This is a genomic window from Providencia sp. PROV130 (assembly GCF_028482225.1).
Classification (GTDB): domain Bacteria; phylum Pseudomonadota; class Gammaproteobacteria; order Enterobacterales; family Enterobacteriaceae; genus Providencia; species Providencia rettgeri.
In genome coordinates, this window is the sequence record NZ_JAMPQC010000003.1 from 84340 (window position 1) to 96809 (window position 12470).

The 12470-nt window shown below is 39.5% G+C and carries 12 protein-coding genes; 7 read left to right on the forward strand and 5 right to left on the reverse strand.

Annotated features, from left to right (window positions below; genetic code table 11):
- Window positions 1-10 precede the first annotated feature (10 nt).
- The 5 genes from PSF28_RS01415 (at window position 11) to rmf (ending at window position 5951) form a co-directional block, all read left to right on the forward strand.
- The gene (locus PSF28_RS01415) at window positions 11-1918 is read left to right on the forward strand and encodes an ABC transporter ATP-binding protein (RefSeq protein ID WP_210839513.1); all 1908 of its coding nucleotides are present in this window, start codon (window positions 11-13) and stop codon (window positions 1916-1918) included.
- A 30-nt stretch (window positions 1919-1948) separates the two neighbouring features.
- A complete protein-coding gene (gene pqiA, locus PSF28_RS01420) occupies window positions 1949-3223 on the forward strand; it encodes a membrane integrity-associated transporter subunit PqiA (protein WP_210839511.1) in 1275 nt (424 codons plus the stop codon).
- Window positions 3220-4869, forward strand: coding sequence for an intermembrane transport protein PqiB (gene pqiB, locus PSF28_RS01425; RefSeq protein ID WP_210839503.1), 1650 nt, complete (start codon window positions 3220-3222; stop codon window positions 4867-4869). The genes pqiA and pqiB overlap by 4 nt, the downstream gene beginning before the upstream one ends.
- Window positions 4869-5423, forward strand: coding sequence for a membrane integrity-associated transporter subunit PqiC (pqiC, locus tag PSF28_RS01430; protein WP_109911061.1), 555 nt, complete (start codon window positions 4869-4871; stop codon window positions 5421-5423). The genes pqiB and pqiC overlap by 1 nt, the downstream gene beginning before the upstream one ends.
- A 357-nt stretch (window positions 5424-5780) precedes the next feature.
- Window positions 5781-5951: a ribosome modulation factor gene (gene rmf / locus PSF28_RS01435; protein WP_004909639.1), complete on the forward strand. Its 171-nt coding sequence runs from the start codon at window positions 5781-5783 to the stop codon at window positions 5949-5951.
- Window positions 5952-6080: 129 nt separating this feature from the next.
- On the opposite strand, the gene fabA is transcribed toward rmf, so the two are convergent.
- The 3 genes from fabA to PSF28_RS01450 all read right to left on the reverse strand — a co-directional run bounded on the left by fabA (window position 6081) and on the right by PSF28_RS01450 (window position 8817).
- On the reverse strand, window positions 6081-6599 hold the full coding sequence (gene fabA / locus PSF28_RS01440; protein ID WP_004909641.1) for a bifunctional 3-hydroxydecanoyl-ACP dehydratase/trans-2-decenoyl-ACP isomerase: 519 nt from the start codon (window positions 6597-6599) through the stop codon (window positions 6081-6083).
- 96 nt (window positions 6600-6695) lie between these two features.
- Complete coding sequence (locus PSF28_RS01445; RefSeq protein ID WP_210839501.1) at window positions 6696-8432, reverse strand: AAA family ATPase; 1737 nt, start codon at window positions 8430-8432, stop codon at window positions 6696-6698.
- 208 nt (window positions 8433-8640) lie between these two features.
- On the reverse strand, window positions 8641-8817 hold the full coding sequence (locus PSF28_RS01450; protein ID WP_004909646.1) for a GhoT/OrtT family toxin: 177 nt from the start codon (window positions 8815-8817) through the stop codon (window positions 8641-8643).
- Between the two features lie 173 nt (window positions 8818-8990).
- Between PSF28_RS01450 and matP the strand changes: the two genes are divergently transcribed.
- Window positions 8991-9461, forward strand: a complete 471-nt coding sequence (matP, locus tag PSF28_RS01455; RefSeq protein ID WP_210839499.1) for a macrodomain Ter protein MatP — start codon at window positions 8991-8993, stop codon at window positions 9459-9461.
- Between the two features lie 182 nt (window positions 9462-9643).
- Here the strand turns inward: matP and ompA are convergent, their stop codons facing one another.
- Together ompA and sulA are read right to left on the reverse strand one after the other, a co-directional pair.
- Entirely contained in the window at window positions 9644-10714 is a 1071-nt protein-coding gene (gene ompA, locus PSF28_RS01460; protein ID WP_210839496.1) for a porin OmpA, read from the reverse strand.
- 355 nt (window positions 10715-11069) lie between these two features.
- A complete protein-coding gene (gene sulA / locus PSF28_RS01465) occupies window positions 11070-11591 on the reverse strand; it encodes an SOS-induced cell division inhibitor SulA (RefSeq protein WP_210835319.1) in 522 nt (173 codons plus the stop codon).
- A 231-nt stretch (window positions 11592-11822) separates the two neighbouring features.
- Between sulA and PSF28_RS01470 the strand changes: the two genes are divergently transcribed.
- Window positions 11823-12437 (forward strand): TfoX/Sxy family DNA transformation protein, encoded by a 615-nt coding sequence (locus tag PSF28_RS01470; protein WP_210835317.1) that lies wholly within the window; start codon window positions 11823-11825, stop codon window positions 12435-12437.
- The last annotated feature ends 33 nt before the right edge of the window (window positions 12438-12470 follow it).

Genomic DNA, 12470 nt, shown 5'->3' on the forward strand with positions numbered 1-12470 from the left:
GATAGAATCAATGGCTTTAATTAATTTGTCGGGTGCATACCTTTCGTTTAGTGATGCCCCATTACTGGATAATACCGAAATTCATATCGAAGATAACGAACGTGTATGTTTGGTTGGTCGCAATGGTGCGGGTAAATCGACATTAATGCGAGTGTTAACGAAAGAGCAGCCGCTGGATGATGGCCAGTTAATTTACGAGCAAGACTTGATTGTAGCCCGCTTACAGCAAGATCCACCGCGTAATATTGAAGGCACTATTTTTGATTTTGTGGCTGAAGGCGTTGCAGAACAAGCTCAGTACCTCAAAGATTATCACCATGTTGCGAAAGAGGTCGAAACTGACCCGAGCGAGAAAAATCTAAATAAATTAGCTGAATTGCAAGAGGTGTTGGATAACCGTAATTTATGGTTATTAGACTCTCGTATCAGTGATGTCCTGAAGAAACTCGGTTTACCTGCAGATGCAGAACTATCTTCATTATCAGGTGGTTGGTTACGTAAAGCCGCTTTGGGCCGTGCGTTAGTGAGTAACCCGAGAGTATTATTTTTAGATGAACCAACCAACCACTTAGATATTGAAACCATTCTTTGGCTGGAAAATTTCTTAAAAGATTTCCAAGGTAGTATCGTATTTATTTCCCATGACCGTTCATTTATCCGCAATATGGCAACCCGTATTATCGATTTAGACCGTGGGCAATTGTCTTCTTGGCCGGGTAATTATGATGACTACTTGGTAAATAAAGAAGAAGCTTTGCGTGTTGAAGAGATGCAAAATGCAGAATTCGACCGTAAATTAGCCCAAGAAGAGACGTGGATCCGCCAAGGTATTAAAGCGCGTCGTACTCGTAATGAAGGGCGTGTTCGTGCACTGAAAGCGCTACGGGTAGAGCGTTCAGAGCGTCGTGAAGTGATGGGCACAGCGAAAATGCAAGTAGGTGAAGCATCTCGATCTGGCAAAATTGTATTTGAAATGGAAAATGTGAATTACCAGATTGATAATAAAGTACTGGTAAAAGATTTTTCAGCTCAAGTATTACGCGGTGATAAAATCGCTTTAGTTGGGCCAAACGGTTGTGGTAAAACAACATTGTTGCGCCTAATGCTAGGGGATTTACAAGCAGATAGCGGACGAGTGCATTGTGGTACTAAGTTGGAAGTTGCTTATTTCGACCAGCATCGTGCAGCATTGGACCCAGATAAAACCGTGATGGATAACTTGGCAGAAGGCAAACAAGAAGTCATGGTGAATGGTAAGCCACGCCATGTTCTAGGCTATTTGCAAGATTTCATGTTCCCACCAAAACGTGCGATGACACCTGTTCGAGCACTTTCGGGCGGTGAGCGTAACCGGTTACTGCTTGCACGTTTATTCCTAAAACCAAGTAACTTATTGATCCTCGATGAACCGACTAACGACCTTGATGTCGAAACTTTAGAGTTACTTGAAGAATTAGTTGATGGTTACCAAGGAACGGTTCTACTGGTCAGCCATGACCGAGAATTTGTCGATAACAGCGTGACAGAGTGCTGGATCTTCGAAGGTAATGGGGTTATTAACCGTTTTGCTGGTGGGTATTACGATGCTCAACAGCAAAAAGCACAAACCGTGAGTTTGAAAGCAGAACAAACGAGTAAAGTGACTGGCCAAGATAAACAGCCGAAACCGAAAGAAACGGTAAAACGTTCAAATAAGCTCAGTTACAATTTATTACGTGAATTGGAACAATTACCAGCAAAATTGGAACAACTTGAAAGTGAAATTGAAGCGCTGCAAGCTCAAGTTGGGGATGCTGATTTTTTCAACCAACCACATGATGTAACAGAAAAAACGCTGAGTCAGTTAGCGGCAAAAGAAGCTGAATTAGAGCAAGCGTTTGACCGTTGGCAAGAGCTTGAATTGCTGAAAAACGGCTAATTACGTTTTAATTAAAGGAGCAAATACACTTTGTGCAACCATGAGTCTCATGAACATGTGCTTTGTCCTCAGTGTGACATGTTGGTTGCAGTTCCTGAATTGGAGCAAGGGAGCAAGGCAACGTGTCCACGCTGTGAAACCACATTGGTCTCAAAGTGGCGATATCCGTATAAGCAGCCGGCAGCATATGCAGTTAGTGCATTAATTATGCTATTTATTGCCTGCTTATTCCCCTTTGTTAAGATGGGCGCCGCAGGGATTGAAAATGAAATCTCGTTATTCCAAATAATTGAAATTATAGCAACCACGCGTTATAGCGGTCTGGCACTCTTTTTTCTATTTTTTTCATTGATTATTCCTGCATTTTGTATGATCACAATTATTCTTTTAGGGTTGCAAGTTCATATTCCTAAAGGTATTAAAGTGGTGATCACCCGTATTTTGTTCCAAATGAAAGCGTGGTGTATGGCTGAGATCTTTTTAGCGGGGGTCTTAGTCAGCTTTGTTAAATTGATAGCTTACGGTGATATTGGTATCGGGTTAAGCTTTTTACCTTATTGTGCGTATTGCATGCTACAAGTAAGGGCTTTTCAGTGCTTAGACCGCCATTGGCTGTGGAACCGAATTGAAGCGGCTCCGAAGCTAGATAGGCCGTTAATCGTGGGTCAGACGGGTATTAAACAAAATGTACGTTTATGCCTTGTGTGTACGGCGATTTTACCTGCCGAGCAGTCCAAATGCCCACGTTGTCACTCTCATGGTAGTGTGCGTAAAAACCAAAGTTTACAATGGACTTTGGCGCTTTTAGTCACATCAATTATGTTGTATATCCCTGCTAATGTGCTGCCAATGATGACTACTAATACGTTGGGAACGGCATTAAATTCGACCATTATTGATGGTGTGATTTTGTTGTGGGAAGACGGGTCATATCCTGTTGCCATGGTGATTTTTGTGGCCAGTATCATGGTACCTACATTGAAGATGATAGGAATTGCGTGGCTTTGCCTAGATTCTAAAGGGTACGGTAATCGCGACCCGCATCGTATGCACTTTATTTATGAGTTGGTGGAATATGTCGGCCGTTGGTCAATGATAGATGTGTTTGTTATTACTATTTTAGCCTCTTTGGTTCAAATGGGGCAATTGATGAATATTGTCCCTGCGATGGGGATTATTTTCTTTGGTGTGGTTGTTATTCTCACAATGTTTGCAGCGATGACCTTTGACCCTAGATTAACATGGGACCGCTGTGAAAGAAAAAATGCAGTAAATACTGTTGAACAAGAAGGAGTCATCGGGTGACTGATAAAGAAACACCACAGGCCAATGCCAAAATTAGCAAGCTAAAAAGTTGGTCGCCTGTATGGGTGATCCCAATCGTGACGGTCTTGCTTGGTGCTTGGGTCTTATTTTACCACTTTAGCAACCAAGGCCCAGAAGTGACATTAATCACTTACAATGCTGAAGGAATAGAAGCGGGTAAAACGAAAATTAAAAGTCGCAGCGTTGATATTGGCGTTGTGGAAAGCGTGACACTCGATGACAATTTTAGTCGAGTGATCATTAAAGCGCGTTTGAACAATGAAATGAAAGAATTACTGCGTACCGACTCCGCGTTTTGGATTGTAAAACCGACAATCGGTCGTGATGGTGTCACTGGGCTGGGTACATTACTTTCAGGTGCTTATATTGAGCTTCAACCGGGCTTAGCGGCAAAAGAGCATTTCGAGTTCACTCTGTTGGATACCCCGCCTCTTGCATCACCAGATGCTAAGGGCATTCGTGTAGTACTGGTGAGTGATAAGGCAGGGCAATTAAACCCGGGTGATCCTGTATTATTCCGTGGTTACCGAGTCGGTTCTGTTGAAACTAGCAACTTTGATATGGATAAGCGTGATATGCGCTACCAATTATTTATCAATGCGCCGTATGATAAATTAATTAGTTCAAATGTACGTTTCTGGAAAGACAGTGGTATTGCTTTTGATATGTCATCCCAAGGTGTTCACGTTGAAATGGGCTCAATTGCTACATTGCTTACTGGTGGTGTGAGTTTTGATGTTCCAACGGGGTGGGTTCCAGGTGCGAATGTAAAGGAAAATACTGAATTCCAACTGTTTGATAACCAAAGCAGTATTCAAAACTCCTTGTATACACAGTATCAAGATTTTGTCTTATTTTTCTCCGACTCAGTGCGAGGCCTGCAACCAGGAGCACCGGTCGAGTTCAGGGGTATTCGTTTAGGTACTGTTGCACAAGTGCCTTTTTATACGGAAGGTTTAGACCAATCTCTGGATAATGACTTTAGAATTCCTGTTTTAATTCACATTGAGCCAGAACGTTTCTCTAAAGATGTTGGTAAGAATTTTAATTTAAAAAATGAATTAAATTTAGCGTTGAAAGATGGCTTGAGAGCATCATTAAAATCAGGGAATTTGCTAACTGGCGCATTATTTGTTGATTTGGATTTTGTGCAAAATGCAGAGCCTTATAAAGGCCCAACGGTGGTTGCTGGCTATAAAATTATCCCAACAACCAGTGCAGGGTTAGCGCAAATTCAACAAAAAGTCATTGCAGTGTTAGATAAAATTAACAATATGCCAATTGAACCGATGCTTAATCAAACCACACAAACATTGGCAGAAGGGCAAAAAGTTGTTAAAGAGGCTAATGCTATGTTGGCACAGCTCAACAAAGTGATGGCGAGTAAAGAGTTCCAGAATTTACCTCATGACTTGCAAAAAACACTGCAAGAAATGAACCGAGCAATGCAAGGTTTCCAACCTGGTTCACCAGCTTATAATAAAATGGTGGATAACATGCAGCGTTTAGACCAAGTATTGAGAGAAGTTCAGCCGCTTTTACGTACCTTGAATAATAAGAGTAATGCACTAGTTTTTGAAGCTGAACCAACGAAGGATGTTGAGCCTAAAGGAGTGAAAAAATAATGAGATATTTATTATCGATATTTGTTTTGTTATTGGCGGCTTGTAGTAGTACTCCAGAGAAAAAGTACTACCAATTGCCAATGAAAACTCCTCAGATACAATCTGCCGAGGTGATGGATAAAGGCCAAGTATGGTTGCAGCGTATTATGTTATCAGATGTACTGACGTCAAATGGTATTACCTACCAAACGACAGATGTCAGTTATACCAATGCAAGTACCCACTTATGGGCTAGCCCATTAGAGCAACAACTTGGGCAGTCGATGGTGAGTGAATTATCTGCGGCGTTACCTGAAAAATTGGTATCGTTACAGCCATTACAGAACTCACCGGATACACTTGATATCACTTTAACGGCCTTTAATGGGCGGTATGACGGTAAAGTATTAGTGCAAGGTTTTTGGACTTACTCTCATGATAACAACGTGATCCGCCGTAATTTTGATGTGCAGTTAGATCAAAACGAAGATGGCTATCCAGAGTTAGTCCGTACGTTATCGATGGGTTGGCAGCAAGTGGCTGAGAGTATTGCGAAAGAAATAGATAAATACTAGTTATTGGCAACTATTTAAGTAAATTATATTAAATGCACCTTGAATATATGTAGTTTTATATATTTCAGGTGCATTATTATTTTTATCAAATATAGATATTCTTTTAATTTATATTTAGTAAATAATAATTATATTTGTTCGCTAATATTATGATAAATAAAAGAATGTCTTTGTTTTTAATTTAAATCAATGAGTTATATTAATTGCCACATACAAGTCACATTTATGCTATTTATGACAAATATATGAAAATCTTTACTTGATTTTTTTATCAACGGGCGCTATTTCTATAGAGTACCTATTAAAAAATAGTAGGTGCTGTTTTCTTTTCCATTTAAATGATGAGGGAAGTAAGGCATGAAAAGACAGAAGCGAGACCGTTTAGAAAGAGCTTTATCGAGAGGTTATCAAGCAGGTTTAGCAGGGCGCTCTAAAGAGCTGTGCCCATATCAAGCAGTAGATGCTCGGTCGCATTGGCTAGGTGGTTGGCGAAAGGCGATGGAGGATCGAACCGTAGCGGTAGTATAATCCCCATATTCGTTGATCTTTTAGGTTAAATAGCCTGTACTCGTTTTCTTGCGTATTTTTGGGTTTTTAAGTTAAAGAGATCAATCAATTTAAGAACCTCCGCCATTGCGGAGGTTTGCATTTCAAAGCTTAGAATGCGCTCGTGTCTTTAAAAAGACCCACTTTTAAGTCTGTTGCAGTATAAATTAATTTACCGTCAACTAATACTTCACCGTCTGCTAAACCCATAATCAGCTTACGGTTGATCACGCGTTTAAAGCTGATACGGTAAGTGACTTTTTTCGCCGTAGGGAGAACTTGGCCCGTAAATTTAACTTCGCCAACGCCTAACGCACGCCCTTTACCTTCACCGCCGAGCCAGCCAAGGTAGAAGCCAACTAACTGCCACATTGCATCAAGGCCTAAACAGCCTGGCATGACAGGGTCGTTTGTAAAGTGGCAGCCAAAGAACCAAAGGTCCGGATTAATATCCAATTCAGCTTCCACATAACCTTTGTTAAATGTACCGCCATCTTCAGTCATACTGACGATACGATCCATCATCAACATGTTTCCTGATGGCAATGGAGGACCATTTTCTCCAAATAACTCGCCTTTACCAGAAGCAATTAAATCATCTTTTGTGTAGGATCCGCGTTTCTCAACCATGTTCTTAAGATAGCCTTTATTATGTGTAGGGCTACAGGATAGCGTACACTTGTACGCTGAACAACTCCGATCTGCTATTTTTTACGCAATCTTTACTCAACTCATCCATTTTAAGAACCAAGGGAGTCTAGCTTTATCTGGTGAGTTTGCTTGGTTGATTCGTTCTTGAATTAAAGCTAACAGGTGTACATTTTCCTCTTCAGCTTGTTGTTCAAAGTACGGCTGCTTAGTGAGTAAAGTAATGGCTTGGGCAACATGTTCAACAGGCCAAATATGGAATTGACCTTCTTGAACCGCTTCAACGACAGCCGACTTGGTGCATAAATGGCGCACATTTGCCATTGGGATGATGACACCTTGGTTGCCTGTTAATCCTCGTTTTTCACAGATATCGAAGAAGCCTTCAATTTTCTCATTTACCCCACCAATAGGTTGGACATAACCAAATTGGTCAACCGCACCGGTGATGGCAATTTGCTGATCAATAGGTTGTAGAGCTAATGCACTAATTAAAGCACACAGCTCTGCGAGCGAAGCGCTATCACCATCAACTTCACCATAGGATTGCTCAAAGACGATAGAGGCGGAGAAAGGCTGAGGTTGTTCTAATTTAAGCTCGTAATTTAAATAGGCTTGCATGATCATCATGCCTTTGGCATGAATATTACCGCCTAGCTCGGCTTTACGTTCTACATCGGTAAATTCACCATCACCTAAATGTGCAACACAGGTGATTCGCGAAGGTTCACCAATGGCATCAGGGTGCCCCGGGTATTGCAAAACAGACAAACCATTAACTTGGCCGATAACTTCACCTTCGGTTTTAACAAAGATTTGTTCTTGTAAAATATCATCTTGGGTTCGTTCGGCAAGAAAACTGTGGCGCCATTGGCGATTCTCATTTGCTTGATTAAATGACTCTTGAGTTAGCAAATGATTAACATGGTAATGGCTAGCATCGACAAGAGAGCGAACTAGCCAAAGAATATCAAGAGGAAGATTAAATTTATCTTCACAGTAACGTACAGCTTGTTGGATAAAAGGAGCCCAACCATCAGGCGAAATATTCGGTAATTTATTCGAATCAATAATGGATTTTATGTAACGCATCCATAAGGCCAATTGCTCTTCATCCTCGAAGAACATAATAGGCTCATATTCGCCATAAATAGCGCAGCTAAATAGCTCCGGTGCTGTAAATTCAAATTCTTCTAAAGCGAGTCGGTCACCAACAATAATAACTTTAAGTTCTAAGGGATGTGGCTCAATTTCAATTGGTAAAGGTTGATTTTCAGAATAAGGTAACCATTCAAGTTGTTGACGGTTAACCATATTTTTTAAGCGAGCCCACATTAAAGGCTGGTTAATTAAAGCACTAGCTGCGATAACTAATATGCCGCCATTGATTTGATGAAGTAAGCCAGGTACTAAATTCAAGGACGGGGTGACATAGCCGAATAATTGTTCAGGTTCTATCCAATTACGGTAAGCGATTTTTTCACGAGAAGAAAAACGGCTTTTAACACCATTTTTCCACTGAAAAAGTCGATTATCTTCAGATAATTGATAATCACCATCAATGGTGTTGATATTTGCTAGCAAGGGGGTAATTGCATTAGCATAAAGGCTAAGATATTCCTCACTTTCATCAGACTTGATAAACATAAAGCGCGTTTGGGCAAATTCATCAACAAAATGTTGTATGCCATCAGACAGCCTAGGCTGAATGTCTGAAAAAATTGCAGGGGTCAACGTTTCTGAAGATACAAATTTCGTCTGAAATGACGATAAGTTAGGAATTAGGCCTTGCCATGTTAGTTCTTGACTGATCACTATAATTATCTGCTATTAATAGGGTTATAAATAGAATGCCTGCCAATAAGCTGGGCGTATATGCTTGAACAAGGTTTATTTAATAAATTTGCTAAATAATATTGTTTGTTTTATAAACAAAATTCAGGCTAATTCATTACCCAATGGGCAAGCCTGTTATATTAGCCTTTGATAGGCAATCTTGCAGCAATAATTGTTGAATTATCGACTAGAATAACGAAAACATAAACACAATAGGTAGTGTCATTGGCCAAGTTAAGCCAATAAGTATGGCGCTCAATAAACGCATAAAACAGTTAGGGTCTTTTGTTACGAGTAGGGTAAATAGCATTGCGCATACTCCGCCAATCCCATAGATGACGAGTATGTATTCAAATGTGGACATGCAGTTTTATTAATTTGTTAACAGATAGGGGCGGATTGTACACTATTTTCACAAGGGTAGTTTGTCTTCTTTACTGAAAAAGTGAATATTCTACTAAATCGAATATCTGCTTGAGTATTTTGCTTATAATCTTGCTAATATAAAGATAGGTTCAATTTTCTTCAGGAAAAATTATGAAATATCAGCAGCTTGAAAATCTTGAATGTGGCTGGAAATGGGAATACCTCGTCAATAAAGCAAGAGGTGGTGAAGCTATTACCCGTTATATAGAAAGAAGCGCAGAAAAAGAAGCGATAGACTTGCTGCTAAAAATGGAAAATAGACCGATTGATGTACTAAAGTGGATCACTTTGCATATGAATCCTGAGCTTGATAATCGAATGAAACAGAGTATTCGAGCGAGGCGTAAACGTCATTTTAATGCAGAACATCCCCATACACGTAAGAAATCAATAGATTTAAATTTTTCGGTGTGGCAGCGTTTGTCTAATCTTGCAGTGAAACGTAATAAAACATTGTCTGAAACTATTATTCAGTTGATTGAAGATGCAGAACATAAAGATAAATACGAAAGCCAGATGAGCTCATTAAAGCAAGATTTACAAGCGATCCTCGGGACATCAAAGGAAAAGGATAATTCATAAAGATCGGTAAGGATCATTACTGTTGTGTGTATCCAAGTGGTATGCCTTTATTATGGGATATTTATTTTTAAAGTGAATATTTCTATCATACCTATTATTCTAATAGCATCTAATAGTAAAAAAACCCCAATATTAATTGGGGTTTTTTATGTTCAGTTCGAAATTCAAACTAGGGCTAAGAATTAAGCACCTGGTTGAGTTACAACTTCAGTTGTACCTTGGATTTCGATTTCAACGCGACGGTCTGGCGCTAAACACTCGATCAGAGCAGCACGGCCTTTAACATCGTCACATTTGTTACCAGTTACTGGATCTTCTTTACCACGGCCTTCAGCAGCGATTGCGCTAGCTGGAACGCCTTTAGCAACTAAGTAGTCAACTACAGACTGAGCACGTTTTTGTGACAGTGGCAGGTTGTAGTTTTGTGAACCGATACGGTCAGTGAAACCAACTACCAGTACGCGACCTTGAGTTGGGTCGATGCTGCTAAGTTCGTTGTACAGCTCATTCAGAGCTTCTTGACCTTCTGGTTTCAAGCTTGCTTTGTTGAAGTTAAACAGAACGTCTGAACGCAGAGTAAAACGTTTGTTTTCAACAACTGGAGCTGGAGCAACAACTGGAGCTGGAGCAACAACTGGAGCATCAGCTTGACCGAAACGGTAAGCAACACCAACACTCAGCATGCCGTTGTCTGGACGAGTACCGATATTGTCTTTGTCACCTAAGTTGCTAACCCATTGGTAGTCTAAACGAGTCGCCCACTCTGGAGTGATTGCGTACTCAAGACCCAATGCGTATACAGGTGCAACGCCAGTGTCAGTTTCTTTGAAACGACCTTGAGTTTGGTTTGCTTTTGCTTCAGTACGGTAAACCATACCACCTAAACGAGTGTAAACGTCTAAGTCATCCATGATTGGATAGCTTAATTTGGTCGTTAATGAAACACCCATAGATTTCAGGTCACCGCTGTTACCAGCGCCTTTGTATTTCATTTTACCGAACCAATCATAGCCAAGCTCAAAGCCCATGTATTGGTTGTATTGGTAACCTGCGAATGCACCAGCACCGATTGTGTCGCGGTCAGTAGTTTTACCTACATGAAGATCAGTTTCAGGTGAAGTGAATTTAGTGTCTTCATAGTGAGACCAACCTAATTTAGCACCGGTATACCAAGTGTTATCTTTTGGAGCTGCTTGTGCAACGGTTGCAAAAGCTGCTACTGCCACTGCTACTGCGATAGCTGTTTTTTTCATTTTTACGCCTCGTTATCATCCAATATTGGCTTGGCTTCGCTGAGCCTTATTATATGCCATTGGTTTAATTTACTTGCTAGGTTTCGCAGACATTATCTACAAAAAAATAATAAAAGTAAAAAAATAATGCCATAAGCCGAACAAGCTAAAGTCTACAACGAACTTAAAAAGATACAAGTAGAGTGAGCAATAATCGTTAAAAAAAGTATTTTTTTAGTGTATAAATCAGAGAGATATGTATATTTCTTGTAATGATTATTTTTTATCTATCTGATTGATCTACAATACTTTTAATTTAACTTTAGAGATAAATATTTCTAAAGGTTAAATTTAGTAAGAAAATTCTTAATCTTAGCTAGTGATAATGATTTGAGTGAATTTTTAAGTGGTTTGGCTGTCCTGCATGTGTGCTAACCATATTATATGTTTCTTGTGGGCGCATAATTAAACCGATAGAACGGCCTTCTTGAGCTGCATATTGTAAGCGAATAAAATCTTGCTCGCTTATTTCCGGTAGCCACCCTAAAACTACACTATAATTACCACTTCTTAGTGCTTTTTCCATGGCATCAATCGTAGTGATATCTTCCATATGATTTAATTGCATAACTTTATGAGTAGGTATACCTGATTGTTCTAACCAGTGTTTACTTAGTCGTTTATTTGGACTTAGCCAAAGTAACCAGCGCGATTGAACCCCAAACTGACGAAGCATTGGTAATAAAATATAATCCATAATAGGGTGTTTTTCATCGTAAACAAGTTCGCTCACCATACCTTGTTGCATAGATCTATTGGTAAGCCCTGTAGCAGGGATTGATTGTGCGTAATTATTAAGAGAATGTTCTGTTGAGTTGTTCCAAGAATAGATGCTCATAATTTACCTCGTTACAATGCTGTATGAACATACAGTAACTGTATATCCATCCAATATCAAGACTATTTTTTCAAAGCGCTTCGCAACTTTGTTGTTTTTCTCTGCATTCTGCTTGGCATTTTTTATGGAAACTCTCAAAATTGGTTACGCGTAATTATCTGTAAAAAAAGAAATTATAAAATTAATTTTCTCAAGGATGAAAATTGAGCATACCCAAAAAGGAGTTTGGTAATGTTGTTAGAAGAAGAAAAAATTTTTTATTTATCCGGTTTGTTAAGTCAATTTGGCGCATTAAAACGTAAAAATCATTTTGGTGGATTTTGTTTATTAGTCGATGATGCAATTGTGGGGCTGGTACTTGATGACTGTTTTTATTTACGTGGTTGTTTAGTTGCGAGGAGCCACTTTGAAGCGTTAGGGTTTAATCGGTTAGTTTATAGTAAAAAAGGTATTCCATTGGAAATGCGGTACTATCAACTTTCGGAACAAGTTTGGCATGACGAAGTTTTGTTTCTCCAATATATTGAGTTAGCGTACCGTTCAGCTATCGAGGAATTAAAACAAAAGCAATCAATGACCATGCGTATAAAAGATTTACCTAATATGAATATGTCAGTTGAGCGTGCTCTAGGGAAAATAGGCGTATCTCATGTTGATGATTTGCGCATGATGGGTGCAAAGGCTTGTTTTATGAAGCTAAAAAAACATGGTAGAAATAACCCCAGCATCAAGCTACTGATTGGTTTAGCAGCTGCAATAGAAGGATGTCATAGTGCTGTTTTGCCTAAGGATATCAAACAAGAACTAATTGCTTGGTATAATAGCTTTGAGTTGACGTCAGCCTAAACTCACTGAAAACGACTTTTGCCATTAATATAA

Bases quoted from the DNA above. Each gene is read 5' to 3' on its own strand.
- matP (WP_210839499.1), top strand. From the start codon at position 8,991: ATGAAATATCAGCAGCTTGAAAATCTTGAATGTGGCTGGAAATGGGAA.
- sulA (WP_210835319.1), bottom strand. From the start codon at position 11,591: ATGAGCATCTATTCTTGGAACAACTCAACAGAACATTCTCTTAATAAT.
- PSF28_RS01450 (WP_004909646.1), bottom strand. From the start codon at position 8,817: ATGTCCACATTTGAATACATACTCGTCATCTATGGGATTGGCGGAGTA.
- rmf (WP_004909639.1), top strand. From the start codon at position 5,781: ATGAAAAGACAGAAGCGAGACCGTTTAGAAAGAGCTTTATCGAGAGGT.
- pqiC (WP_109911061.1), top strand. From the start codon at position 4,869: ATGAGATATTTATTATCGATATTTGTTTTGTTATTGGCGGCTTGTAGT.
- ompA (WP_210839496.1), bottom strand. From the start codon at position 10,714: ATGAAAAAAACAGCTATCGCAGTAGCAGTGGCAGTAGCAGCTTTTGCA.
- PSF28_RS01415 (WP_210839513.1), top strand. From the start codon at position 11: ATGGCTTTAATTAATTTGTCGGGTGCATACCTTTCGTTTAGTGATGCC.
- fabA (WP_004909641.1), bottom strand. From the start codon at position 6,599: ATGGTTGAGAAACGCGGATCCTACACAAAAGATGATTTAATTGCTTCT.
- PSF28_RS01470 (WP_210835317.1), top strand. From the start codon at position 11,823: ATGTTGTTAGAAGAAGAAAAAATTTTTTATTTATCCGGTTTGTTAAGT.